Here is a 25567-nt window from a genome sequence, read left to right on the forward strand (position 1 = left end):
CTCAAATCGCCTCGATACCGGAGGGGGAGGGATCGTTGACCAGGTGACACGCCACTGCTCGTCCGCCCGTTTCGACTAGATTGGGACGGATGGATCGGCAGGTGGCGCGCATCTGCGGACAGCGGGTATGGAATGGACAGCCGCTCGGGACGTTCACCGCACTCGGCGGATCTCCGTTCAGGACGATGCGACTGCGCCTGCTGCGTCCGGGTACAGGTACTGCCGAAACGAGCGCGCGGGTATAGGGATGAGCCGGGTTGGCGAAGATGTCTTCGACATTCCCGATCTCGACGATGCGTCCGAGATACATCACGGCGACTCGCTCGGCGATCTGACGGATTACCTTGAGGTCATGGCTGACGAAGACGCCGGTAAAGCCGATGCGGGCTCGAATATCCTCAAGCAAGTTGAGAACCTGCGCCTGCACCGAGACATCGAGCGCTGACACGGGTTCGTCGAAGACAAGCAGTTCCGGGTCGAGGACGAGCGCACGTGCGATGATGACACGCTGGCGCTGACCGCCGGACATTTCATGCGGATAGCGACTGCCATGATGGGCTAGCAGGCCGATCTGCCTCATGACGTCTGCGACAAGCGTTTTGCGGTCGGCGGCTGAGAGGTCCGGCCGATGGACGATGAGCGGTTCTTCGATCTGGTACCCCACAGGAATGCGAGGGTCGAGCGCTGCAAGCGGATCCTGGTAGACCATCTGCATGTGCCGGCGCATGCGGCGCCAATTGGCGTCTACCCTGGCGCTGACCCTTTCGCCACCAAAGCGGATCTCGCCGCTGCTTGCTGGAATATGTCCGAGCAGCAACCGGGCGGTCGTCGACTTGCCGCAACCGCTCTCGCCGACGATGCCAAGCATTTCGCCGGGTGCGACGTTGAAGGAAATCCCATCTACGGCTTTCAGCCGTTTGGTCGCGGAAAACAACAGGCCGCGTTGCCGCAGCTTGAAACTACGGCTCAGATTTTGGACTTTGAGCGCGCCTTTCACAAACAGGCTCCTGTTGCGGCATGGGTCGGCATGCTTGAGGGTGCAATGAGCATGCAGGCGGCGCGATGCTTAATCTGGCCGCCTACGGTGCGGAGCGTCGGCACGGCAAGCGAGCAGGCTTGCGTTGCGAGGGAACAGCGAGGGCCAAAGGGGCAGCCGGTTGGCAACCGGTCAGGCGGCGGCACCGTGCCTGGGATGGCAGTCAGCCTGCGGCGCGGCCCTTCAAGGTCAGGCAGAGCGGCGATCAGGCCGCGCGTATAGGGATGAGCAGGCCTGGCGAATAACGCTTTTGTCGGCGTGTCCTCGACGACCCGGCCGCAATACATGACGACGACGCGCTCGGTCATTTCCGACACCATGCCGAGGTCATGAGAGATCAGCACGAGCGCCATGTTGCGCTCGCGCCGCAAATCATCGAGCAGGTCAAGGATCTGCGCCTGAATGGTCGCATCCAGCGCCGTCGTCGGCTCGTCGGCGACCAGAAGTTGAGGATCTCCGGCCAAGGCCATGGCGATCATCACGCGTTGGTTCATGCCGCCGGAAAACTCATGCGGATATTCGCTCATCCGGCGCGAGGCATTGGCAATGCCGACACGGTCAAGCAGGCGTTCAGCCTCTTTGCGGGCTTCCCCGCCATGCATGTTCCGATGTAGCGCCAGGGCTTCGGTCAATTGCCAGCCGACCCGGTGCAGTGGATTGAGCGAACTGGCGGGATCCTGGAAGATCATGGCCACGCGTCCGCCGCGGATCGCATTGAGTTCCGGCTCGGCCAATCCGAGCACTTCACGGCCGTCCAGTTTCACCGAACCTTCGACCCGGGCATTGGCGCCAAGTAGACCGAGGCTTGCCATCCAGGTGATCGACTTGCCGCAACCACTCTCGCCGACAATGCCAAGCGTCTCGCCACGCCGAACGGACAGGCTGACGCCGTGCAGCGCACGCGCGACATGATGCCGGCCACTGAAATCGACGCATAGATTAGAAATTTCAACAAGCGGGACGGCGTCAGCCATGTTGCGGTTCCATCTGCTGCTCGCGCAGCGCGCGCAAGGCGTTACGATCGATGGTGATGAGATGCCGCGCGACACCCTCGAGCACCACACAGCTCAAAACACCGGTGGCGTAGATTCCCGTGTCGACATTGATGCGATTGGGGAGGCTTTCGACGGAAGCACCTGACGTGTGACCATGCACTACGACCTTCCCGAAGTCGGTCGTGGAAGTCAAAAACCGGTCGCGGATCCATGTCAGATCTTCTTTGCGCTGGTCCGTGAGACTGCGGTCGGGATTGACGCCCGCATGGGCGAAGAAGTAGCCGCCCAGTTGATAGGATAGCGGCAGCCCGGCAATGAAATCTCTGTGCTGCTGCGGCATGCGGGCGATCAGCGCCAATCGCACGACCTCGGCCGCCGCCGGATTGGCCATGCCGCGCAGCACCTCCTCGGGAGAGAAGCCATAGGATGCAAGGGTCTCGAGCCCGCCCTTGCGGCCCCAGAGCGGCAGAATGGTCGCATCGGTTAAGAACTCGTTGAGCCAGGCATCATGATTGCCGCTGAGGCAGACGACGCAAGTCCTCTCGTCGGCTTCATTTTGCTGGGCAGCGACCCGTTCGATGACCGATCGGGAATGCGGACCACGATCGATCAGATCGCCGAGATAGACGATGACCGCACGTGCAATCGGATGCAATGCACGATCGGCATCGATGGCCACCTGCATGGCCAGCAGGTGATCGAGATGGCCATGAATATCGCCGATGGCATAGATGCGCACATTCTTGGTATCGGCCGGCGATACATCGCGAAAATGGTTCCAGCCGCCACGGCTCAGGTCGATCGGGAGGGGCTGCCGCATGAAAGGGTTGGTCACTAAATTCGTCCTGCAGGGTCGGGAATGCCGCGGGCGGGCGCGGATGCGCCCGCCCGCTCGGTCTCTTTAGTTTTTGACGGCGAAATGACCGGGCGTGAAATCCATCGCGAACATGGCGGATGGTGCCCATTCGATGTTTGCCTTCTTGCCGTAGAGAATGGCGTTCTGGTGCAGAACGATCATGCCGGGATCCTCATTCTCGAGGATGTCGAGTGCGCGGGAGAAGGCCTTCTTGACTTCGGCACGGTCGGTGGAGGTGTTGAGCACGTTGCAGAGGGCATCGAATTCGTCGCTTTGCCACATGCCGCCCTTCGGATTGGTCTTGGAGTTGTAGACGCCGTTCGGGCAATTATTGGCGAGAAGTGCCGCCGGAAATGCAAAATATGCCGTGTTCGAGAGATCCTGCATCATGCGGTCGGGGCTCGGGTCATTGGGATTGTCGATGACCGAGAAATCGATATTGAAGCCGATGGCCCGCAGATTTTCGAGGTTATACTGTGCGATGGTCAGTTCGTTGGGGTAGTAGTTATTGTGAACGCGATAGGTGATCGCCTCGCCCTTGTAGCCGGACTCGGCCAGCAGCCGCTTAGCGAGCTCCGGATCATAGCTTGAGGTCTGGTGACCGGTGGCGAACAGATCCCCGAATAGCGGATGCTGGAAGCCTTGCGGCACTGCAGTCCGACCGCCCCAGAGCGCGTCGACAATAGTCTTGCGGTCGATGGCGTGGCTGAGCGCCTGACGCACCTTGACGTTCTTGAGCGGGCCATTGTTTTCATCAAGCGCAATGAAGCGAACATTGGCGACCGGGCCACCGACGACTTTGAAATCGGAGGATCCCTCGATCATCGGAACCTGATCGGAACCGACATCGGATATAATGTCATATTCGCCCGACATAAGACCGTTCACGCGGCTGGCGGCTTCCGGCACGATAAGGATATTGAGCTTGTCGATCGGAGGCTTACCGCCCCAGTAGTCGCCATTGGCGACCATATGAACGGCTGAACCGGACTCCAGCTTTTCAACCTTATAGGGGCCGGTTGCGATCGGCTTGGCTGCCCAGGCGTTCCAGCTTGCAGCTTCCATAAAGCCGCGCCTGGAGATGACACCGGCATAATTGACGCGGGCGAGGCGGGCTTCCGTGTCAAGCGTCGCCTTCTTCATGACGATACGGACGGTGAGGTCATCGACCGCTTCGACATGGTCGAGCAATGGCCATTCGGAGGCGCGGCTGGCGGCAACGGTCGCCGGCGGCACGATACCCTTGCTGCCGTCGGCGCGGGTGAAGGTGCTTTCGCCCTTGTCGCGAGCCGCGATCTGCGCTGGCAGCAAGCCAAAGCGCTCGTCGGAGAAGGAGAAGGCAACATCCTTGGCGGTCATGATATCGCCGTTGTGGAACTTGACGTTCGGACGCAGCTTGAATTCGAGCGTCTTGTCGTCAATCCACTTCCATTCGGTGGCGAGCCCCGGCTTGAAAGCGAGATTGGGGTCTTGCAGATTAAGGGCAATAAGCTGTTCGAATACCGAATTCTGGAATTTGCGCGCCGCCGTACCGTTGTTCTCGTTGATTTCAATCGAACCGGCCGTGCCCATGGACTGGACGGCAACGTTGATGGTGGTATCCCGGGCCAGTGCAGATGAAGCAGCGCCGAGGAAGAGGCTGCCTATCAAGGCAGCTCGAGCGAAGGTCTTGAAAGTCGTGTGCATTGAGGTCTCCGGTGAGGCCGCTTGCCCGCGGCATGGCTTCGCCGTTACCTGCCGAAGAGGATTTCGGCAGGCGGGCGCGATCAATGGACGCTGCGAGATCGCCCCGCAACGCGATGGGTCTTAGAAACGGTACGCGTTATTCGGCTGGCGATCCGACAAGCCTTGTCGACTGGTTGGAAACCATAGTTGCCGGCGAGGCCCAAGCCTCGTCGACATAGCTTTGTGATCCGATGCGACCAAAGCGCAGATGTGAGGCCTTGCCCTGAGCTGTGGCCGTAAACTCTTCAATGACCGGCGCGGCAACTACCTCACCGTGATCCAGCAGCTCATGCATCACGCGACCGGTCATGGTGTCCGGCGCTGTGACGCCCAGCATATGCAGGCTCGTCGGGGCAAGGTCGGTAATGCCGGTGCGGGTGGTGATGACCTGACCGCCGGCCTTGAGGCCTGCGCCATCGGCAATCAGCACGGCCGTCAGCTCGGCCAGATGCATGCCGCCATGCGTGCCGCCGCCGACGTCGATCTTGTAGTTGCCGACATCGCAAACCGACCTGCCGGGTATTCCGAATTCGTTCGGTTCGTCGTCGCCGGCAAGGTTGAGATAAAGATCAGGGGCGCGGTAGTGCGCGGCGCCGGTCAGCTCCAGCGCCAGCGTTCCCTCGATCGTTCCAAGCGGCGAGCCGGGCTCGATGGCTCGGGTGAAGCTTGCACCATACCAGTCCTGAGCGACGAGAGCATCGAAGGCCGCCTGCAGCAGTCCCTTGTCGTATCGACGCAGCCACAGGCCGGGAGCACGACCGCGGCGGAAGATGATGTCTATGCCGTCGTCGAAGCGTGTGGCCGCACGAATGCCGGCCGCCTTGAAGGCATCATCGAGATTGATGAAGCGCGATGATGTCGAGTGACCGTGATCGGACGTGATGAAGACGGCGATCGCCTCGCGCTCCGGCCGATGCTCACGCCAATCGAGGAGAGCACCGATTGCCGCGTCGCACTGGCGCAGGCTTTCGAGCTGCCCCTCGGCGCCGAGGCCATGGAGATGGGACGCGCTATCGACCTCGGTCAACCAGATGATCGAAGCACTCGGCTTCCTGGCCGGCCAGATGGAATTGACAAAGATATCGATGGCCTTTGCCTCGGCGCCGCGTTCGAAGCCGGTACTTGGGACCTTGTGGCGCGCCGTGATGTCGACGGCGAGATCATGCGGAAAGGCGAGCTGGGGGTGGCGGACATTGAAGCCGATTTGGCCGAAATCCGCTCCCTTCCAATTGAGTGCCGTAAAGGAACCTTGACCGCTTGACGTGACGACAGCGAAGGACTTGCCGGCTTTGGCGAGGGTTTCGCTGAGATTGACCGTGCGCACCATGCCGCCGGCGTAATGCGCCTCGCCATAGCGCCAGTCATGAATGGTGTCGGTGCCGGCAAGTCTGCCGCCGCCGCTACGCGCGTAGAAATCATTACCCAGCACGCCCGTACTTTCGGGTCTTGCACCATTGGCAAGCGCCGACAGCGCGCCGCGCGTTTCGCTTGGAAACACAGTGCGATGATCGCTACTGACAACGCCCCTTTGCTTGAGGGCATGAAGGTTCGGCATGGTCAGGGCATTGATCTGGTCGGGCCTAAGCCCATCAACGCCAAGAATGATGACGTGGGCGATATCACTCATGGTCATGCGCCTCTGCTGCAGGAAGTGAATTTTCCGCTGTGTCCGGGTAAAGCACGTTGGTACCGGCTTCCGCGAGCAAAGCGGTAAAATGGGGGGCAAGTTGTTCGTCGGTGACGAAAGTGCCAATGTCCTTGAAGGGTATTGATTGGTAGCGACCCGGCGCGCCGATCTTGGTGTGGTCGGCCACATAGATCGCGTCGCGCGACTGGCTGACGATCTGCAGCTTAAGCCGCATATTATGGCGGGTTTCCTCGACAAGACCGAAGCGCTCGTCAAGGCCGTAAACACCGACGATGGAAAGATCGAAGCTGCAGTTTTCGATGGCATCGAAAACCTCGTCGCCCATCAGCATCTTGGCCGATGCGTTATATTCGCCGCCGGTGAAGTGAACGCGGTGGCGCTGGCCTGCCTGCAATGCTTCGCCGATGGCCGGCATATTGGTCATTACCGAAACCGTCGGACCATCGCGCATCGCCTCTGCAACAGCCAGCACCGACGAGCCACCCGTCATGAATATCCATTGGTCGGCCTCGATCAGCGAGGCGACCCTGCGACCGATGGCCTGCTTCCCAGCCCGCTCCATCAACACTCGCTCTTCGAGCGGCGCCTTGCGATCCGACGGGATCGCGCCGCCATAGACGCGGCGTAGCGCGCCGTTGCGCTCAAGCGCCACCAAATCGCGCCGCACCGTCTCGGTCGAGACCCCGAAAGCTTCGGCCATCGCCGCGATCGACATGCCATGGCCGCCGTTAACGAGGCTTACAATGTTCTGATGCCTGCCGGCTGCTGGAAGTTTCGACAAAAGTCTCTCCTTGCTTCGGGAACGAGACTTAGAGGTTCGAGATTACAGTGACGTGACATTTTATTGAAGTTTGCGTCAAAGTAGTTTTCATATCAACATTATCACACAAAGTTCCACATTCGATATGTGCCGCCCTAGATTCCGGCGGGGAGGGCCTTGCTCAGCATGACACTGCGATAATTGGTGTGGGACCACTGTTCGTAGCCGATGAAGCGAAATCCGAGGCGAGAATACCAATCGACAAGATGCGTGGCCGGCTCGGCCGTATCGAGCGCCAATTCTCTGGCACCGCTTGCGATCGCCTGCTGTTCGGCGAAGTCGATAAGTTGCCGGCCAAGTCCGTTTGCCTGCAGGCCGGGCTCTATACCGAATTGGGCAATGCTCGACACTTCTGGCCGGTCATACCAGTCGCAGCCTTTCGTCTGGCCCATGTTCTTGAACAGGATCGTGCCCCGGATCGTCCCGCCCATCACGCCAACGAAACATTGCCCTTCGGCGATGCGTTTGGCCGTAACCTCTTCACTCTGATGGGTCGCCATAAATCGCAACCCCATGTTCGCAAGGCCGCTATAGGCGCGATGAAGCAATGCCGTCATCTCGGCTATGGAGTCGGTTTCCATCCAGGGGCGAATGGTGAAACTGGAGAGTGCCGGATTTTTCATATGCAATGCTCGAATGGCTGTTTTGATATGGAGGCGGACGAGATCTGATCGGTCGGCGTAGTCGGACGAGGGTGCTCTCACTATAAGGAGGTTAGTCTCCAGGCATTCGACCGCTGCCCTCGCTATTACAAGATCAAGGGGCGCGCAAAATTACAGTTGCGTGAAATTTATTTGAACTTTGTGTGTTCGGTCGTTCTGAGGGGCGGCAGTCCATAAACTACCACATTGGAAGAGATGCCAGTCTCGCCCACAAAGGCCGTGCCTTGCGTCCAATCATTCCGTCGGAAATTGTTCCGATTTTCGAAATGATGCGCTAGAGACAGATCCTGTCGAATTGGCCAGTATGGCTGGTGCGTGTGTTTGCTTGCGCGGGCTTGCGGCCTGCCTCGGAGTTTTGCGGGTCCCAATGTCCATGAAAGGTTCTGTGAGTTTCTGCCGCTGTTTGCTTGCTTTGCTTGCGCTGACAGGGATCGTGATTTCCTATGTTGCCATCATACCTGGGGCGCATGTCTCACGCGTCAGATTGACGACGAATTTCCTCAGTTATTTTACGATACAGTCCAATATTTTGCTTGTCGTTGCCTTGCTGGCGGCGGAGATCGCACCATCATCCCAGATTGGGCGATGGGCCAGACGCTCGTCAACAAAAACGGCTATCCTTCTTTATGTGGGCGTTGCTGGCGGTGTCTATTTCTGGATGTTGAAGGATGTTTGGCACCCGCGCGGCTGGCAGCTGCGGGCAGACCAGTTGCTTCACTATTGCATCCCCTTGCTTGCTGCGATTGATTGGCTGTTCTTTGTCGAGCGCGGCAGGCTAACCTGGCGAGATGCATTCTGGTGGCTGCTTTTTCCGGCGCTCTACTCGGCGTATTCGCTCGTCCATGGTTATTTCTCGGGCTTCTATCCCTATCCCTTTTTGGACGTAAACGATGTCGGTCTCCAGGAGGTTCTGGGCAACATGGCGCTCCTGGGCATACTCTTCCTGCTTCTCGGAGGCACGATCACCCTTGTCGATCGCATGGCGGCAAGGCTTGGTAAAAGGGCGCCGCAACCCGAATAGATGCGGCATTTTCAGGAAAGACACACAGTGCGTTTCCACTTGAAGGTCACGAAGAAACAATAGGATAGGGCAGCTTCTGCTCCAAAAAATGAGAAGCGCCCTATCGGATGAGTTCAACGCGCTCGATGGCTAGATTGCCGTAAAACCGTTGTCGACGAACAGATGGACGCCGTTGACGAAGTTGGATTCATCGGACGCCAGATAGAGAGCCGCCCGCGCGACATCCTCCGGTTCGCCGATGCGGCCCTGCTGCGCAGCGATTGCGGCATCGGAGACGTCGACGCCGAGCGCTTGCAGCTCGGCGACTTCGCGCAGGCCATGTGGCGTGCGGATGAAACCGGGGCAGACCGCGTTGCATCGAATGTTGCGGTCACGGAACTCGACGGCGATGGCGCGTGCAAACATATGCACGGCACCCTTCGTCGTATCGTAAAGCACTTCCATCGGCGTTGCCGCAACCGCCGAGATCGAAGAGGTGCAGACGATCGAGCCGCCGCCGGCCGCGATCATGCCCGGCAGGACCGCCTTGGTCATCAGGAACATCGACCGCACATTGACGCCATGCAGCCATTCCCATTCCTCAAGCGTGGTTTCGAGAAACGGTTTGATGACAATAGTGCCCGCGTGGTTGAAGAGCACGGTCACGGCGCCGAAACGCTCTTCAATGCCTTTGACGGCGGCATTCACGGCCTCCTCGTCCGAAACATCCGCTACCCAATGGTCGGCAATGCCGCCGGCATTGCGGATCGACCGCACCGTTTCCGCCGCCGCATCGCCATTTCGGTCGATAATAGCAACTTTGGCGCCTTCCGCCGCGAACAGGCGCGAGGCAGCTCCGCCCATCCCCGTGGCACCGCCTGAAATGATGGCAATCTTGCCCTTGAGCCTATCCGTCATGCATCCCCCCTTTTTCTAGTCCTGATTTGCCGCGGGCTGCTTGCCGCCCGCGAGGTCGCTCAACGCCTTCGAAGGTTTCTTCAGATCCGAAACCTGTCGGCACGCCTTTGGAACAATTGCACTTCAAGCCCGCCCGAAGCAAGAATGCCGGCGAAAAGCATTTGCCTTGTGAGGTAAATGCCGTGCAATCGGACTAGCTCTCGGCGGCTCAATTGCCGCGACGCGGAACGCGGCAATTCATCCAACCCAGTTGCGGATCTGGACGGCATCACTACCTGACGAGTTCACGGCTTTTAGCGTGCGTCGTGAAAGATGATGCCGACGGTATGCCGCATCCCCGAACGGACGCGACTGACGCCGTGCCTGAGATTGACGCGATAATTTCCCTTCGTCCCGCTAACGGGCCGATTATGGACAGCGAAGGCGACGGCGTCGCCCTGCCGAAGCGGGACCACCTCTACCCGGCTCTGCATGCGCGGGCGCTGCTCGGTCAACACGAATTCGCCGCCGGTAAAGTCCCGACCCGGTTCCGAAAGCAGGATTGCCACTTGGATGGGAAATGCAAGATCGCCGTAAAGATCCTGGTGGAGGCAGTTAAAATCTCCCGGCACATACTGCAACAATAGGGGCGTCGGGCGCGTCTGGCCGGCTTCATGGCACCGCTTCAGGAAAGAGGCGTGTTCGTCGGGATAATGCTCCGCGATACCCATACGTTCGTTCCATCCGTTGGCGATACCGGCTAGATGCGGATAAAGTGCGGCGCGCAATCCGTCCAGCAGCCCCGGCAAGGGATATTTGAAATAGCGATATTCGCCCTTTCCGAAGCCATGGCGCGCCATGACGATATGGCTGCGGAAATGTTGCTCCTCGGCATAAAGGCCGGCAAGGGCGCTGCATTCCTCGGGCGTGAGAAGCTTTGGAAGAACGGCGCAGCCAAACCCGTCTAGTTCGCCGGTAAGGGCGCGCCAATCATAGGCATCGACCCGAGCCTTTGTAGGTCCTTCTGGTAATGCGGGGGAAATGGTGGGGCGCGGGCTATTCATGGCGTATCCTCGGCTTGAGTGGATCGCAGCCGGCCCATCAGGCATCGGCGCGAGAAGCCAAACCCTAGCGTCCAGACGAAACTCTCCGCCACCCGATTTGCAATGGGCAGGGAAGATCCGCGCAACGATCATCATTTAGGGCGATTGTGCTCAAAAAAGCCTGGGGGATCAGACACTGGGCCTACGGGGCACCTACCTCTTGCGCACAAACGGCTGATTGGCAATCAATAGCGCGCTTGCAGGAGCAGCCGGAAGAGATGGGCACGGTTTTCAGCGCCGAAGCTGCCATTATAGTCAAACGCAAGCGAAACCTGCTGACTGAGCGCAATGTCGAACCCAGCATCGGCCACCAGCGAATCCCTGTCGACGACCGTTCCGCTCTCGGCAAAGATATCCCCGCCCGCAAAAGCCATGCGCGACGTGATGTCCAGACCGCCGAATGCGTGCCGCCAGCCGAGCGAGCCGTAGAGCGTGGCAGGCATGTCCGCGATAGTCACGTCCTCTTCCGCGCGTGCGCCAAACGTTGCGAAGGTGATCGCGGACTGATCGGCCTTGCCACTCAAAGCAGCAGCACCGCCGCTCTCCGAAAATGAGCTGGTTCGCACGTCGGTAAAGGTGATGTTCGCGAAGGGCTCGAGCCGGTCATCGCCCATCGAGATCTCATAGGCCAGTTCGCCGAAGACCTGTGCCGTATAGGCATGGTAGTTCGACCGCAATGCGTCGGAAAAGGCGGCGAAATCTACATTGCGCAGGGTCGAGACGGATTGCAGGCTGTAGGTTCCGCCAAGCCGCAGGGCGAGCGGCCCCCATTGTCTACCCGCGTAAATGCCGAGATTGTAATTATCGGCATCAGCATGGGCGGAAACGCCGGATTGATCAAAGCGGCTATGTCCATAGCCGGCAAGCGCACCGATCCGCCAGTCGGAGTCATAAAGCGTCGTGTCGAAACCGAACAGCACGCCGCCTGCGTTGCCCCTGCCATTGTCGGAAGACGACCAACCGCCATAGGGCGCGCCCCAAAATGCGGCAAGGCCGTTGACCGGATCGGCGAGAATGCCCTCAATCGCCTTTTGCGGCTCGGTTCTCTGGCGCTGATCGGCATTGGCATAGGCAAGGCCTGGATCACTGGCGAGCCGCGGCTGTTTGGTGCCGCCGACTACACCACCCTGTATGCTGCGCAGGCGATCGATCGCAGCATCGCGTACGAAGCGGCCATTGTCGAAAGCGGTCGCGGCAAGCGAAATATGAATGTCGCCAGCCAGCTGCTTCAGTGCCCCGGTGGCCTCGTCCATGCTTAGCAATGCGACGGCACCGTAGAGAGGGTTTGATGCTCCCAGGCTCTCGATGCCATATGCCGCCGAGCGTTGGTTTGCATTCAAGCCTGCCGCGGCAAAGGACGTGCTGTTGCGCTCCAGTGTGAGATCGATCGAGCCACTCGAATATCCAAGGACGGGACTGACGAAGGCGTAGTTCGACTGCACGGCGCTGAAACTGCCTGAGATGCCGCCGGCAGCCGACAGAATGGTGTAGTTGGTCGACGCCTTCAGACCGCCGCCAACCAGGGAAAGCGTTCCGCCGTTCAGATTGACCGCTCCAGTGACGTCAACCCGGCCGGTTGCGCCGCCATTGCTCTGGACAAGGAGCGTCGAGCCGCTTTGTGTTGTCAGATCGCCATTGACCTTCAGCGTGCCGATGCCGCTGTTGCCGGGTGACAGCGTCGCTCCCGCTCCAACAACGGTCGAACCGACGGTGCCTGTTCCGCCGAGTAGACCATAGCCGCTGAGGCTGATGGAGCCGCCAAGTGTTCCGTCGACGATGAGGTTGCCGCCCGAAACGGAGGTCACCCCAGAAAAGGCGCTGGAGTTGCCTGTCAGGGTCACGGTGCCGGAGGCGACAAAGAGCGAGCCGTTGCCGTCTATTGCTGCGCCGAGCGTCTGGGGAGCGCCACCGAAATTAAAGACGAGAGAACCATTGCCGCCACCGAAATGGATGGCATCAACATCAAGCTTTGCCGCACCGGTGGCCGTCTGACCAAGGGCCGCGCCGATATTCACCGAGGCGGTCGAGCCGGCCTGGGCGGCGATCGTCAGGCTTGGTGTCGAAAGCGCAGAGCCCCCGCTCAAAGTGAGGCTGGCATTGCCGGCATTTCCGATCGTCAGTCCGTTGCTTGCCGACAATTTCGACCGGTCGCCAGTCACGGTAACTGCGCCGTTGCTGCCCGCCACATTGCCGATGGTGGCGGTCGCCGTATTGACCGAGCCTCCCTGGATGACATCCAGTGCGCCACTGCCGGCATTGCCGACGATCAGATTGCCATGGTTGCTCCAGGCAGAGCCTGTTCCCGTTACCGTCGCCGAGCCGGTCGAGCCGGCCCGCGTGCCCAGGCTGGCGTTCTGGCTCGTGAGCGTACCCTGCGACGATACCGCAAGGCTTCCCGTGCCACCGCTTGCGCTGCCGGCATTAAGATCGCCATTGATCGCCCAATGGCTTCCTGCGCCGCTGACGAGCGCCTGGCCACTACCGCCTGCGCCGGTGCCAAGCGATGCGTTGCCCGAAGAAAGGCCACCGCCCGCCAGCACCTTCACGGATCCGGCTCCGGCAACACCATCCTGCAGCTCGCCGCTCATGTCGAAATGGCTGCCATTGCCGACGACAACCAGCGCGCCGTTGGAGCCGCCTTTCGCGCCGAGCGTTGTCGTGGCGGAACTGGCGCTTGCCGAGCCCGATGCCGTAAAGGAGCCGGTTCCTTCGTTGCCGATCGTCAAATCGGCATTGATGTCCCAATGCGAACCCGCCCCGTCGACTGTAACGGCGCCGGCCGAGTTTCGCCCATCGGCGATGGAGGCAGAGCTGCTCCTGACCGCGCCACCTGTGCTGATGTTGAGTGTGGCGTTTGCGCCAGAGCTGTCCGCATCCGCCTGATCGCCGCCGACAAGCAATGAGCTGGTGTCCCAAAGCGACCCCGCGCCGCCGACGGTAACCGTGCCGTTGGCGAAACGACCGATCAGGGCGGAGTTGCTAGACACGTTTGCCCCGGAATAGACAGCGAGTGCGCCTGCCGCGGTCGAACCCACAGTCAATAGTCCGGAGGTCGTCCATTGCGAGCCAAGGCCGGAAACCGTTGCGGAGCTGGTGCCCGATCCGTTTCCTGCGCCGATTGTTGCGTTGTCATTCGAAACGGTCGCGCCCGTGGATATGGCGATTGTCCCAGTGCCGTCGCGACCGACGATCAGATCACCGTTGATCAGCCAGTCAGTGCCTGAACCGGAAGCCGACACGGAGCCTGAGCTGCCGGTGCCATATCCAAGCGTCGCATCGCCTGTGTTTGTGGTAGCGCCATCCGTCAGAACGAAGGAGGCTTGTCCGTCATAGCCGATGAATAATGGTTGGCCGCCGGAGAGCGTGAAAGACGATTGGCCGCTGACCTTGACGCTGCCGGTGCTTCCGGCGGACGAGCCGATATAAACGGGTCCACCGCCGATATATTGGCCGCCAGCGCTGATCGCGAATGTTCCGGCACCTCGGTCGCCAACCAATAGTGTCCCGCTGTTACGCCAGTTTGCCGCCCCACCGGTGAGGTCGAAGACGCCCGATGAGCCGGCATTCGAACCGATTGCGGCGGATGAGCTTTGAAGCGTGCCGAGGTCGGTCAGAGATCCATCGGCATTGAGGCCGACGGTGAGGTCGCCCGTCGATGCTGAATTGCCAGGGGTGATTTCTGCTGGAAATGTTCCGCCGTCGACCACCACCGAGTTGACGGGAGCGGGAAGGGATGCGGGCGACCAGTTGGCCGCATTGTTCCAATTGCTGTCGACCGCACCCGTCCACGAAAAGGGTGCGCCAATGGCAGCTGCCGAGGTGAGGCCGGTCGAGAGTGGGACCAGAAAGGTCGAGATGCGCAGGGCGGCGCGGACAGCAGCCAGCATTTGGAAAGCTTCCTACAACGTGATGTTGCACAGCTGTAGAAACGACATTATGGTTAAGGCTTCGTAAATTTGGCGCCTATTTGCTGCTCTGGCCGCTAGCTGGCGGATCGTCTGTCCCTCTCCACTATCGCCCTTACGGATATGAGATCGGCTCTGCCAGGATCGAGACAGCCAGCGGGAAACTCCACCGGTCTGCCGAGTACCTTCTTCAGTTCCTGCGGCCCCCGATTCGACGACCGGTTACTCCCTCGAAAAGGTGCAGTTTCCCGGTATCGGGCTGAAGTGAAATCGTGTCGCCGGCACGAGACCCGATGCGCTCGCGCAAAGCCAGGACGATATTATCGGAGCCGATACTTGCGACGATCAAGGTCTCCGCACCTGTGGGTTCGACCACCACGACTTCGGCATCGATCCCGCCTTCGCTGACTGCGATATTCTCCGGCCGGATGCCATAGACCACCTCTGCTCCGCGAGTGACATCGATCCCCTGCGGAAGCGGCAAGCGAGCACCGCCATCGGCGATGAATTCGAGAGGGCCGTCTGCGCTGATCTTACCGCGGATGAGGTTCATGCCGGGAGATCCGATGAAACCGGCGACGAACAGGTTTGCCGGCCGATCATAGAGCTCGAGAGGCGAGCCGATCTGCTCGACATAGCCGTCGCGCATGACGACGATCCGGTCGGCCATGGTCATCGCCTCGATCTGGTCATGCGTGACATATATGGTGGTCGTGCGCAGGCGCTGGTGCAATTGCTTGATTTCAGAGCGCATCTGCACGCGCAGCTTTGCATCCAGATTGGAGAGCGGCTCATCGAACAGGAAGACTTGCGGCTGGCGCACGATCGCGCGGCCCATGGCGACACGCTGGCGTTGGCCGCCGGACAGATTGCGCGGGTAGCGGTCGAGCAGGCTTTCCAGACCTAGGATCTGGGCGGCATCACGCACCCGGCGCTCTATCTCGTCCTTCGGCGCCTTTGCCAGCCGTAGCGAAAAGCCCATATTCGCCTCGACGGTCATATGGGGATAAAGCGCATAGGATTGAAACACCATGGCGATGTCTCGGCTCTTTGGCTCGACATCGTTGACCACGCGGCCGCCGATCGCGACATCGCCGCCGCTGATCTCCTCAAGGCCGGCGATCATGCGAAGAAGCGTCGACTTTCCGCAGCCGGAAGGACCGACGAGAATGACGAATTCGCCGTCGGCTATATCGATATCCACGCCGTGTAGAACTTCGAAATGACCGTAGCTCTTGCGGACATTCGCCACGTTTACAGATGCCATGATGTTCTCCAATTGGTAGAAACGCGAGTTGCTTGATCGTCAGCGCCGCTGCGGATTGTCCAGGCCGGCTAAGGGACCAAGGCGACCTCAAACGATTGTTGCTGCGGAATAGGGTGCCAAGGCCGAATCGATCGAGGCGATGCACAGATCGCGCGCTCGAGATGAAATCTTCCCGGCGACAACAGCCGGATAAAGCCGGCCGAGATATTGGCTGATGAATGTCTCGGGGATGTCATCAACGAAACGGTTCAGGAGGCTATCGACAGCCGCCATCGCCCGCTCGTGCGGCCAGTAATAGCGAATGCGGTCGCTATAGCTGAAATGTCGCTGCAGTCGCCGCTCCTCGGCCGAGCCATGGTAATGCGAGTCCCAGTTGGCTGGATTTTGCATCATCACCGCCTCCATGGTCGCATAAAGCGAATTAGGGACGGCATCGCCGTCGAGCTTCGATACAATGGCATCGAGGCCGTAGAGCGCCTCGCGCAAGGCAAATGTCAGACCGGGACCAACTTTGAGGATGGCGAACCCGCCATCCACGAGAGCCGAAAGTGCTTCGGCCGGCTGATAATCCGTGGAATGCGCCTCGAAGAGCAGGCCAGGCATTTCACGCAGTGCGCCGATCAGAGATCGCGCCCGATCCGGCTGGTAGATGGCGACATCGGCGTTGCTGAACTCGACGCCGGGCTGCACGACAATCCCGACGACACGCTCCAGCGCCGCCTCGGTACCGGCTTTCGCGAAGGCTTCGCGATGCACCGCAAGCGTATTGATCGCCGCCTTGGGTGTTGTGACGTCCAGCTCATCAAGAGCGTGGGTGGCGCCTCCCGGCGGTGGGACTTCCGTGCCGATAATATAGACGGGCGGCCGCCGGCCACTGCGTCGAGCGGTCCCTTCCGCGACTGTCGCCAGTCTCGCGGCCCGCGCGGCAGTTACTTCATCCGCGAGAGCGACGGGCTCGCCGGCGCAGCCCATCGAGGCGTCGAGGTGAATCTTCTCAAAACCCGCCTCAACATAGGCCGCTATCATCGCCTCGGCCTTTGCCATTGCTTCCTCGGCGGGCAACTTCTTCCAAGGGTTAGGCCCGAGATGGTCGCCGCCAAGGATGATGCGATCGCCGGGGAAGCCCACCACTGAGGCGATGTCCTCGACGAACTGCCGGAAATCGCGCGGCGTCATCCCCGTATAACCGCCTTCCTGATTGACCTGATTGCAGGTCGCTTCGATCAGGACGATGGCCCCCTCTGACACCCCGCGCCTGAGCGCCGCCTCGATGACCAGTGGATGTGCGGAGCACACGGATGTAATCCCGCGCGGCAGTGAATCGACGCGGTCTCCGAGAAGCTTTCTCAGCGCAGCCTCGCGATTGTTTTCGATGGCAGCGTTCATCCTAGCATCACGACCTTGGTCAGGTGTCGGGGTGATACGGTATCGACACCCTTTGACTGTGCTGCGCGCTCACCGAGGATCTGCAGGGCAGGTAGCAGGCAGAGGCCGGCAAGTGCCGGATCGCAATCGACAGGCAGTTCCAGATCGCCCGGACCACCGAAGCCGATGACTGTCGCCCCCTTCTGTCGCAACTCGTCGACCAGCAGCGCTTCAGCATCCTTCTGGTCGGCGCTGTAGAGCATGATGACAGCCGTGTTTTCATCGACGAGGCTGATCGGCCCGTGACGATATTCGAGCGGATGGAAGCCCTGCGTCATGCTCTGGCTCATCTCCATCAGTTTCAATGCACCTTCGAGAGCAATGCCGTAGAGCGAGCCGCTGCCAAGGAAGACGAAATGCGAGCGCCCCGCGATGATGCCGGGTAGGGCCTTGTCGAGCTGGTCGGCAAGCAGGCGTGCGGACCGGATGATAGAGGGTGAAATCTCCATTCCGACCATCTGCATGCCCAACAACAGCATAAGGCTTGCCGAGACCGTCATGACGATCCCCTCGTCGCTATGGGTCGGGGCTTCGATGAGCCTATCGCAATTCTTGGCAAGCGAACTATCCGGCTCGACCGTGATGGCGGTGACGAAGACTCCCGCCTTGCGGCTTGCCTTCGCCGCGGCCACGGTTTCTGTGGTTTCGCCGCTACGTGAAAGGGCAACCAGATGGGCCTTTTGCCAGCGCGGCCAGAAGGCGCTCGGGCGGTTCAACCACTCCGCACCGGGTACGGCGATCGCCGGATAGCCGGCGCGATTGGCATAGGTCGCAAGCGACAAGGCGAGATTGTAGGATGTGCCGCAGCCCAGAAAAACCGTCAATTCGGCATCGTGCGGGGCGGAGATTGATCCGATTGCCTTTTCCCAGAAAGGGAATTGTTCGAAGATCACCTTTTCGGTCGTATTCATGCTAGCTCCGATTTACTTGACCGATCCGGCCAGCAGACCGCTGACGAGGTATCGATTGAGAAAGATGACGACCAGGGCGGGAATGACGATGGCAACTGCGCCACTTGCCGTGATCAGCCCGTAGTCGATGAAGTTCTTGGTGACGAATTCCGGGATCAGCACCGTCAAAGGCTTCGTCGCCTGTGGTGAGAAGATGAGCGGGACGAGATACTGCCCCCACGCGCCAAGAAAGGTCAGGATCGCCGCTGCCGTAAGCCCCGGACCGGCAAGCGGCAGCACGATGTTGAAGAAGATGTAGAGCCTGCCGGCACCGTCGAGCTGGGCTGCCTCTTCAAGCGCGATCGGCAGCGCTTCGAAGACGCTGCGCAGCAACCACAGCGATAGAGGCAGATAGGCCGAGACATAGATCAGCGCCACGCCGACATAGGTATCGACGAGATGAAGGCTGATCATGATCCGGTAAAGCGGGATCAGCACCGCATATCCAGGAATTGCGAGGGTCGCGACAACGGCGCCGAACAGAAAGCCCCGGCCGGGGAAACGGATTCGCGTAAAGGCGTAGGCACCGAGCGCCGAGATGGCGACGCAAAGCAGCGTGGCTGCAACCGAAGTCACGATGCTGTTGATGAGCGCGGCACGAAATTGCGACCAGACCTGAACCCCGCCAATTCGGGCGATATCGATGCCGAACAGACGCGAGAAGTGATCGAGGGTGAAGTGCTGCGGGAAGAAATGGATCGGGCGTGCCGAGAAATCTTCGGTTGGCGTCACCGAGCTTGCAAGCGTCCAGTAAATCGGGCCGAGCGACCAGATCAGAAGAACGGCGACGCCGACCCAGATCAGCAAACGATATGAAAGGCTCTGTTTCATCAGTCAAACCGGGTGTTGCGATAGACGCGCAGGACATAGACGAGCGAAACCAGCAGCGAGACCAGCGTGATCACGAGTGAAAGCGCCATGCCATAGGAGAAGCGTAGATTCTGGAACGTCTCGAGGTAGATCTGCACGAGAACCGGCCGTGTTTCGAGACTGGAGCCCGCTAGAACCCAAGCTTCGTCGAAGAGGTTGAATGCATTGACGGTCGCGTTGGTCATGGCAACGGCGATGGCGCTGCGCACCAGCGGGAGGGTGACCAGAGCGAACATCTGGCTTCGGGTGGCGCCGTCGATGCGTGCCGCTTCGTAGAGATGAGCGGGAATGCTCTGCATGGCGGCAAGGACGATGACGACAGTCAGAGGCATCATGCGCCAGACATGCACGACAGTCACCGCGATGATGGCGCTTGTTCGATCGTTGAACCAGACATGGTTTTCAAAGGGGAGGCCGACCGCTGAGAGAACGCCGTTTAGCAATCCGGCACCGGGTTGATAGATCCACAGCCAGATCACCGCATTGACGACACCGGGCAGCGCCCAAGGCAGAACGACGGCCGCGAGCAGCCATTGCCGGCCGACCTTGACTTGGTTGATCAGGGCTGCGGCAAGCACGCCGAAGACCGTTTCCGCGACGACCGCAAGGACGACATAGAAAAGCGTATTGATCCAGGTCGTCGCCAGCTGTCCGTCCGAGAACATGCGCGTGTAGTTGTCGAGGCCGACAAAGGGCGTTCCCGCCTGCATCGGATTGATCCTGTGGAGGCTGTCCCACACGGTTCTTCCGATCGGATAGAAGACAAGGGCGGCCATCGTGATCAGGATCGGGGAAACAAGCAGTATCCCGAGCGTGGTGTCGGCTTTTACGCCGGCACCACGTTTAGTCCTGCCACCGGCAGACATTGTTAGCGTCATTGGGCCGATGCCTGCTTTGCCGCATCGGCAATGCTCTGCATTGCTTGATCGATGCTGACCTGGCCCTTCGCGGCACTGTTGATCGCGGTATTAACGGCGCTCGAGAATTCCGGGTACCAGGGCGGCGTGCCCTGCGGGAACAACGGCTCGACAGTCTTCGATTGGGCGACGAGCGCGTCACCGCTTTGCAACTGACCAGAGGTGTTCAGCTCGGCAAGCGCAGAGGTTCGGGTCGGCAAGGCACCATTGGCGGCATTCTTCTTCTGGAACTCCTTGCTGGTGAACCATTTGATGAAGGCGATGGCAGCATCCCTGTTCTGGGAAACGCGGGGGATGGCGAGTGCCTCCGGAAGACCGAAACTGCGGGTTTCGCCGCTTGCGGTGGGAACCAGGATCGCTTCGACCTGACCGGCTACTTTCGATTGCTTCGGATCATTCATCTGGCCGATACGGCCAGGCTCTCCGGAGATCATGATGCTGGTAACACCCTGGGCAAACATGCTCTCGTTAATTTGGCTATCCTTCAAGTTGGTGGATGCCGGATCGACCAACCCTTCCTTCATCAGCATGAGTTCGAAAGCGAGTGCCTTGTAGCCGGCGGAATCCTTCGAAACGAAGAGCGGCTTGAAGTCCTTGTCGAACAGCTCGCCACCGAAAGCCTTGGTCAACAGGTACCAGCTCGTCGAAGCGCCTTCGGTCGGCGAGAGCGGCAGGCCGATCGGATAGGTCGCGATCTTCTTTTCCTTGATCTGCTTGGCGGCTGCGACAAGCTCGTCGAGCGTCTTCGGCATCTTGGTGAGGCCCGCATCGGCAAAATGCTTCTTGTTGACCAGCATGACGCGGAAGTCGTTGGTGTAGGGTACTCCAAGCAGATTGCCGTTGACGGTAAAGATCTTGGAGACGCCGATATCCTTGACTGCATCGGCATCGATCACGTTGTTGAGTGGCAGATACCAGTCGGCTGCACTGAACTGGCCGGTCCACGACCAGTCGAACTCGGTGACGTCGGCGGGGGCTGCACCCGCGATCAGCGAGGTGACGAGTTTCGGGCGGATATCGTCCCAGGAGAGCGTCTGCATGTTGACATGGATGCCTGTTTCGGCTTCGAAATCGCCGGCGATATAGGCCGCCTGTGGCGAGGGCATCAGAACGGTTATGGTTTGGCCGGCAAGAGGCTTGGCATCCTGAGCGGCAGCCGGAACGGTGGCAATGATTGCCGCCAAGGCGACGAATGGCAAAGTAAATCTACGCATGTTCCCTTCTTCCTTATTGTTTGACGTCTGCTTCACCTGAATGCACCGTAACGGTCGCGACCGTGGCGGCAATTTGCCTGATCCAGCCGTCAGCGACCGGCCAATCGAGGAGTTGGGCGGCAGCCAGAAGGGCGCCGCCGATGGGAGGAAGTCGAGGCTCCGCCGCAGGGCGGCCAATGCGCCGCTCAAGTGCGGCAAGGAGCGTGCTGCTCGCAAAGGTGCCGCCCGCATAGGTCCAGTTGGCTGCCGCCTCGCAATGAGGCGATATGGCTTCCATGTGTTTTGCAAGCTCTGCCGCAGCCTGCTCGATCAAATGCCTGGCGCCGGCATCTCCTGTGCTCGCAAGCCGATCGACAAGAACGGAAAGCCCGGCAATCTGGGCGCGGGGATTGGTAAGCTCACTTGCCCAGCCGCCAAGTGCGTTGATCGGATCGGAACCGTCCAGCTCCAGGAATTCGAATATGGCGGCCGCCAGCGCCGTCGGCGGAGCACGTCCATCGAGGCTCTGGCTGGCAAGGCCGAGCGCTGCGCGACCGATCCAATAGCTGCTGCCCTCATCGCCGATGACATCTCCCCAGCCGCCGACACGCGCAGACACGCCATCGGCATTGCGCGCCCATGCCATCGACCCCGTACCGGAAAGGATGAGAATTCCGGGCTTGCCTGCGAAGGCGCCGAGATGAGCGGCATCGACATCATTGAGAATATGCTGACGCGCCTTGGGGAAGCTGATCTTGATCGCATCGCGCTGCTGTTCGGACAGGCGAGCAACCTCGCCATAGGCGGGCAGGGCTGCAGCGACCGCCGTCAGACGCTGTTCCTCTATGAAAGGGCGCAGCGAACGATCCAGTTCCCGCCGCCAGTTCGGATTATCCATCGGATTGACACCGCCGCTGCGCACCATGCTCAGGACGTTGCCGGCTCGATCGGCGAGCGCTACCAGCACTTTGCTGCCGCCGCCGTCGATGCCGAGGATGAGATCGGCGCTCACTCCCGTCCTCCCAGATCCGCAATGGTCACATCGACGCCGAGACCGGCGAGTTCGCCGCGCCAATGGGTGGAAAGACCCGCGTCGGTGATGACCTTGGAGGCGCTGAGCGGGGCGACCTTGTAGGTTGCCATTGTGCCGAACTTCGAGGAATCGGCGAGCACGAAGCGGTGCGCCGAGCGGCTGAGCATGCATTTGTTGAGGCTCGCCTCGGCGCTGTCGACGCTGTAGATCGCGCCATCCGGGCTGATCGCGCTGGCACCGAGAAAAAGCTGGTCGAACCAGATGGATTCAAGCATCGCTTCGGCCTGCGGCCCAACGAGCGAGGCATTCTCGCTGCGCAGTTGCCCGCCGAGCAGCACGACCTCAAGATTAGGAATATTGAGGAATTCCTGGGCAACCGTCAGGCCATTGGTGAAGATGCGCAGCGGCATCGGATTGAGGCGGATGAGACGCGCAAGCTGAAGGACGGTAGTGCCTGCATCGAGGAAGATCGCGGTGCGCGGTGCCAGCAGATCATAGGCTGCGGTCGCGATCGCACGCTTGGCCGACAGGTGCCGTTTGGCTCGCTCCTGGAAGGCAAGTTCGACCGAGGAACCTTCTGCGATCCGGGCTCCGCCATGCACACGGTCGATCACGCCCTCGCTTTCGAGAACCTGCAGGTCTCTGCGCACCGTCGCCAGAGAAGCGCCGATGGCGTCGGCAAGCGCCTGAATGGTCGAAAATCCATTCGCGTAAAGATGGCTGCGAATGGCATCGAGGCGATCGACTTTCACTCCCCCGGCTTGGCTCAACGAAGGTTCCTCTCCGATAATCACTTCTATTTCGCTCAGATTTCCATTCAATACGATCATTGTCAATCATGATTTTGATCTATTCTGATCTAATCGCGATTGTTTGCGATCTGGAAGGGCAAAACGCGGGCTTCTTGCGAAGCCCGCGTCCAGGAATGCCGCTTGGGTAACAGCGTGGGATCAGTGATAGGCGGGCAGCAAGTCGTCATGCTGGTCGATCATGTCGTCGACGAGCCTCCAGATCTGGTCAGGCGAAAGCTCTGCCGATGTATGCGGATCGAGAAGAGCTGCCTGGTATATGCGCTCACGCTTCCGGGTCAGTGCCGCCTCGACCGTCAGTTCCTGAACGGAAATGCTCAGATGCATCACCGCTGCGAGCTGCGACGGTATGCGTCCGATCTTGATGGGCTGGATGCCGTTGCGGTCGACATGGCAGGGCACCTCGACGATGCATTCGTCCGGCAGGTTCTGGATCAGTCCATTGTTCGGAACATTGCCGTAGATCAGGGCGGAGCGGCCGGTTACCGCTGCATGAATGATGCCGGCGGCATATTCGTTGCTGCGGCAGACCTCGATCGGCTTGCAGCCTTCGAGATCGCGGCGCAACTCATGCCACTCAGCAATCTGGACCTCACAGCGGCGAATATACTCGTCGAGCGGAATGTTGAGCCGTTCGATCAGATCGTCGCGACCCTCCTTGATGTACCAGGACGTATATTCGGAAAAATGCTCGCTCGATTCCGTGACGAAATGGCCGAGCCGCTTCAAGACGTCGAAACGGACCCGGTCGTCGGCGGGCACGCTCCCCGCTTCCGCAAGCGCGCGCAGGCGTGGGTAAAGGTCCTCGCGGCTGCTATCGGCGTGCAGCTTTTCATATTTGAGAAAGAAGGCGATGTGATTGATGCCGGCCGATAGATAGTTGATGTCAGCGACATCCTCACCAAGGCAGGCGGCGAGATGGGCCGCCGTATGCTGCACGCTATGGCAGAGGCCGACGGTGCGAATGCTTGGTGCAATCTCCTTGATCGCCCAGCAATTGATCGCCATCGGGTTGACATACTGCATCAGCAAGGCATCGGGGCATACGTCTTCCATGTCGCGGCAGATCGCCTCGAGAACCGGAATGGTGCGAAGCCCGCGGAAGATGCCGCCAATCCCGAGCGTGTCGGCGATGGTTTGTCTCAGCCCATGTCTCTTTGGAATTTCGAAATCGGTGACGGTGGCTGGCTTGTATCCACCGACCTGCATCATCAGGATGACGAAATCGGATCCCTGCAGCGCCTCCCGGCGATTGAGCGTTGGCTCGATCCTGATGTTGTCGAGACGGAGGGTCTCGCAAATGCGGCGGGCGACGATTTCGGAGGTTTTCAGTCGCTCGGGATCGATGTCGAACAGGCTGATAACAAAGGCGCCGCCGATTTCTGACGATAACACGTCACCTAGAATATTTTGAGCAAACACGGTGCTTCCGGCACCCACGAGACAAATCTTCGGCATGACTGGCTTCCTCTCAGCGGTTCATGCCAGACAGATCGCTCTTTTAAACGAGAGTTTCCTCCTGTTATTCTCATAAATATTCCGGGATTCGAGTGAGACCTCATCCATGCCAGAGAAATTCGATCTGAAGCCCGATACGTTGGCGGCTTCGCAGGGCGCCTTCTGGGTGGAGCGGCATATCGCCAACACCATGGCAAGCGCCCACTGGCACAACCATGTCGAACTGAACCTGCTTCCGGCGGGGCGGATGACATATCTCTTCAATGGGAAACAGGAATATGTCGAGGCCAATCGCCTTATCCTTTTCTGGGCTGCCATACCGCATCAAACCATTGAGGTGAGCGACAATGCTTCTCTGGTCTGCATCTACCTGCCTCTGGCGGATTTCCTGGGGTTGTCGGTTGACCGTGACATCAGACGTTCAATCATGCAGGGCAAGTTTCTGAGCAATCCACGTATCGATATATCCGATGCGATGGCCGCGGAACGCTGGGTGGAGGATTGGAGTGGTGGCGACCCGATGCGCCGGGAGCTGATCGTCGAGGAGGTCAGGTTGAGGGTGCGCCGTCTCATCCTGGACGGAAAAGCGGGGAAGGAGTGGCTATCTGTCCGGTCGAAAGCAACCTCTTCAGGCCCGGCAGTGCGCCATGCCGAAACACTGACCGACCTCATCAACGAGCATTTCGCCGAGCCGCTCAGCATGTCGCAGCTTGCCAAGCTCGCGGGTATTCATCCAGCCACGGCCAACAAGGCATTTCGGGATGTCCTCGGGATTTCCGTGAACGAATATCTCACCCGTTATCGTATAGCACGCGCCATGCAATTGCTTGCCGATACGAACATCGCCGTTTTGAATATTGCCTACGATTGCGGGTTTGGATCGAGCAGCCGCTTTTATGAGGCCTTCAAAGACCGGACTGGTCAGACGCCGCTTGCCTTCCGCAGGATAGTCGGCGGTTCAGACGTTGATGAATAGCCGGCTCCGGCCGGTTCAAGTC

The 25567-nt window shown here is 59.9% G+C and carries 21 protein-coding genes; 2 read left to right on the top strand and 19 right to left on the bottom strand.

Annotated features, from left to right (window positions below; genetic code table 11):
- Position 1: 1 nt before the first annotated feature.
- From GGD46_RS17540 to GGD46_RS17570, 7 genes are all read right to left on the bottom strand, one after another.
- Complete coding sequence (locus tag GGD46_RS17540; RefSeq protein WP_184706122.1) at positions 2-997, bottom strand: ABC transporter ATP-binding protein; 996 nt, start codon at positions 995-997, stop codon at positions 2-4.
- A complete protein-coding gene (locus GGD46_RS17545) occupies positions 994-2010 on the bottom strand; it encodes an ABC transporter ATP-binding protein (protein ID WP_184706124.1) in 1017 nt (338 codons plus the stop codon). Before GGD46_RS17545 ends, GGD46_RS17540 begins: the two co-directional genes overlap by 4 nt.
- On the bottom strand, positions 2003-2866 hold the full coding sequence (locus tag GGD46_RS17550) for a metallophosphoesterase (RefSeq protein WP_184706126.1): 864 nt from the start codon (positions 2864-2866) through the stop codon (positions 2003-2005). The genes GGD46_RS17545 and GGD46_RS17550 overlap by 8 nt, the downstream gene beginning before the upstream one ends.
- A 66-nt stretch (positions 2867-2932) precedes the next feature.
- On the bottom strand, positions 2933-4573 hold the full coding sequence (locus GGD46_RS17555) for an ABC transporter substrate-binding protein (RefSeq protein ID WP_184706128.1): 1641 nt from the start codon (positions 4571-4573) through the stop codon (positions 2933-2935).
- A 136-nt stretch (positions 4574-4709) separates the two neighbouring features.
- A complete protein-coding gene (locus GGD46_RS17560) occupies positions 4710-6245 on the bottom strand; it encodes an alkaline phosphatase family protein (protein ID WP_246806362.1) in 1536 nt (511 codons plus the stop codon).
- On the bottom strand, positions 6232-7041 hold the full coding sequence (locus GGD46_RS17565; protein WP_184706130.1) for a DeoR/GlpR family DNA-binding transcription regulator: 810 nt from the start codon (positions 7039-7041) through the stop codon (positions 6232-6234). The genes GGD46_RS17560 and GGD46_RS17565 overlap by 14 nt, the downstream gene beginning before the upstream one ends.
- Positions 7042-7175: 134 nt before the next feature.
- Positions 7176-7703, bottom strand: a complete 528-nt coding sequence (locus tag GGD46_RS17570) for a GNAT family N-acetyltransferase (protein WP_184706132.1) — start codon at positions 7701-7703, stop codon at positions 7176-7178.
- A gap of 364 nt (positions 7704-8067) precedes the next feature.
- Between GGD46_RS17570 and GGD46_RS17575 the strand changes: the two genes are divergently transcribed.
- Positions 8068-8763 carry a Pr6Pr family membrane protein gene (locus GGD46_RS17575; protein WP_246806363.1) on the top strand — a complete coding sequence of 232 codons (696 nt, stop codon included), beginning with the start codon at positions 8068-8070 and terminating at the stop codon, positions 8761-8763.
- Positions 8764-8892: 129 nt separating this feature from the next.
- On the opposite strand, the gene GGD46_RS17580 is transcribed toward GGD46_RS17575, so the two are convergent.
- The 12 genes from GGD46_RS17580 to GGD46_RS17635 form a co-directional block, all read right to left on the bottom strand.
- Positions 8893-9660, bottom strand: coding sequence for an SDR family NAD(P)-dependent oxidoreductase (locus GGD46_RS17580; protein ID WP_184706134.1), 768 nt, complete (start codon positions 9658-9660; stop codon positions 8893-8895).
- Positions 9661-9953: 293 nt separating this feature from the next.
- Positions 9954-10703 carry a 2OG-Fe(II) oxygenase gene (locus GGD46_RS17585; RefSeq protein WP_184706136.1) on the bottom strand — a complete coding sequence of 250 codons (750 nt, stop codon included), beginning with the start codon at positions 10701-10703 and terminating at the stop codon, positions 9954-9956.
- 224 nt (positions 10704-10927) lie between these two features.
- Positions 10928-14629: an autotransporter domain-containing protein gene (locus GGD46_RS17590; RefSeq protein ID WP_184706138.1), complete on the bottom strand. Its 3702-nt coding sequence runs from the start codon at positions 14627-14629 to the stop codon at positions 10928-10930.
- Positions 14630-14837: 208 nt separating this feature from the next.
- Entirely contained in the window at positions 14838-15914 is a 1077-nt protein-coding gene (locus GGD46_RS17595; protein WP_184706140.1) for an ABC transporter ATP-binding protein, read from the bottom strand.
- Between the two features lie 87 nt (positions 15915-16001).
- The gene (locus GGD46_RS17600) at positions 16002-17300 is read right to left on the bottom strand and encodes a D-tagatose-bisphosphate aldolase, class II, non-catalytic subunit (RefSeq protein ID WP_184706142.1); all 1299 of its coding nucleotides are present in this window, start codon (positions 17298-17300) and stop codon (positions 16002-16004) included.
- On the bottom strand, positions 17297-18250 hold the full coding sequence (locus tag GGD46_RS17605; RefSeq protein WP_184706144.1) for an SIS domain-containing protein: 954 nt from the start codon (positions 18248-18250) through the stop codon (positions 17297-17299). The genes GGD46_RS17600 and GGD46_RS17605 overlap by 4 nt, the downstream gene beginning before the upstream one ends.
- A 12-nt stretch (positions 18251-18262) precedes the next feature.
- Positions 18263-19120 (bottom strand): carbohydrate ABC transporter permease, encoded by an 858-nt coding sequence (locus tag GGD46_RS17610; protein ID WP_184706146.1) that lies wholly within the window; start codon positions 19118-19120, stop codon positions 18263-18265.
- On the bottom strand, positions 19120-20037 hold the full coding sequence (locus GGD46_RS17615; protein WP_184706148.1) for a carbohydrate ABC transporter permease: 918 nt from the start codon (positions 20035-20037) through the stop codon (positions 19120-19122). Before GGD46_RS17615 ends, GGD46_RS17610 begins: the two co-directional genes overlap by 1 nt.
- Positions 20034-21290 carry an ABC transporter substrate-binding protein gene (locus GGD46_RS17620; protein WP_184706150.1) on the bottom strand — a complete coding sequence of 419 codons (1257 nt, stop codon included), beginning with the start codon at positions 21288-21290 and terminating at the stop codon, positions 20034-20036. Before GGD46_RS17620 ends, GGD46_RS17615 begins: the two co-directional genes overlap by 4 nt.
- Positions 21291-21303: 13 nt before the next feature.
- Entirely contained in the window at positions 21304-22281 is a 978-nt protein-coding gene (locus GGD46_RS17625; protein WP_184706152.1) for an N-acetylglucosamine kinase, read from the bottom strand.
- On the bottom strand, positions 22278-23072 hold the full coding sequence (locus tag GGD46_RS17630) for a DeoR/GlpR family DNA-binding transcription regulator (RefSeq protein ID WP_184706154.1): 795 nt from the start codon (positions 23070-23072) through the stop codon (positions 22278-22280). Before GGD46_RS17630 ends, GGD46_RS17625 begins: the two co-directional genes overlap by 4 nt.
- Before the next feature lie 180 nt (positions 23073-23252).
- On the bottom strand, positions 23253-24569 hold the full coding sequence (locus GGD46_RS17635; RefSeq protein WP_184706156.1) for an alpha-glucosidase/alpha-galactosidase: 1317 nt from the start codon (positions 24567-24569) through the stop codon (positions 23253-23255).
- A gap of 106 nt (positions 24570-24675) precedes the next feature.
- On the opposite strand from GGD46_RS17635, the gene GGD46_RS17640 reads away from it, so the two are divergent.
- Positions 24676-25545, top strand: coding sequence for a helix-turn-helix domain-containing protein (locus tag GGD46_RS17640; RefSeq protein ID WP_184706158.1), 870 nt, complete (start codon positions 24676-24678; stop codon positions 25543-25545).
- The last annotated feature ends 22 nt before the right edge of the window (positions 25546-25567 follow it).

It is taken from the genome of Martinezella lusitana (assembly GCF_014207095.1).
GTDB classification, from domain to species: domain Bacteria; phylum Pseudomonadota; class Alphaproteobacteria; order Rhizobiales; family Rhizobiaceae; genus Rhizobium; species Rhizobium lusitanum_B.

Excerpts from the sequence above, each read along its gene's own strand:
- GGD46_RS17620 (WP_184706150.1), bottom strand. The coding sequence starts at position 21,290 with ATGCGTAGATTTACTTTGCCATTCGTCGCCTTGGCGGCAATCATTGCC.
- GGD46_RS17600 (WP_184706142.1), bottom strand. The coding sequence starts at position 17,300 with ATGAACGCTGCCATCGAAAACAATCGCGAGGCTGCGCTGAGAAAGCTT.
- GGD46_RS17635 (WP_184706156.1), bottom strand. The coding sequence starts at position 24,569 with ATGCCGAAGATTTGTCTCGTGGGTGCCGGAAGCACCGTGTTTGCTCAA.
- GGD46_RS17555 (WP_184706128.1), bottom strand. The coding sequence starts at position 4,573 with ATGCACACGACTTTCAAGACCTTCGCTCGAGCTGCCTTGATAGGCAGC.
- GGD46_RS17640 (WP_184706158.1), top strand. The coding sequence starts at position 24,676 with ATGCCAGAGAAATTCGATCTGAAGCCCGATACGTTGGCGGCTTCGCAG.
- GGD46_RS17590 (WP_184706138.1), bottom strand. The coding sequence starts at position 14,629 with ATGCTGGCTGCTGTCCGCGCCGCCCTGCGCATCTCGACCTTTCTGGTC.
- GGD46_RS17610 (WP_184706146.1), bottom strand. The coding sequence starts at position 19,120 with ATGAAACAGAGCCTTTCATATCGTTTGCTGATCTGGGTCGGCGTCGCC.
- GGD46_RS17595 (WP_184706140.1), bottom strand. The coding sequence starts at position 15,914 with ATGGCATCTGTAAACGTGGCGAATGTCCGCAAGAGCTACGGTCATTTC.
- GGD46_RS17570 (WP_184706132.1), bottom strand. The coding sequence starts at position 7,703 with ATGAAAAATCCGGCACTCTCCAGTTTCACCATTCGCCCCTGGATGGAA.
- GGD46_RS17615 (WP_184706148.1), bottom strand. The coding sequence starts at position 20,037 with ATGACGCTAACAATGTCTGCCGGTGGCAGGACTAAACGTGGTGCCGGC.
- GGD46_RS17585 (WP_184706136.1), bottom strand. The coding sequence starts at position 10,703 with ATGAATAGCCCGCGCCCCACCATTTCCCCCGCATTACCAGAAGGACCT.
- GGD46_RS17580 (WP_184706134.1), bottom strand. The coding sequence starts at position 9,660 with ATGACGGATAGGCTCAAGGGCAAGATTGCCATCATTTCAGGCGGTGCC.
- GGD46_RS17560 (WP_246806362.1), bottom strand. The coding sequence starts at position 6,245 with ATGACCATGAGTGATATCGCCCACGTCATCATTCTTGGCGTTGATGGG.
- GGD46_RS17605 (WP_184706144.1), bottom strand. The coding sequence starts at position 18,250 with ATGAATACGACCGAAAAGGTGATCTTCGAACAATTCCCTTTCTGGGAA.
- GGD46_RS17545 (WP_184706124.1), bottom strand. The coding sequence starts at position 2,010 with ATGGCTGACGCCGTCCCGCTTGTTGAAATTTCTAATCTATGCGTCGAT.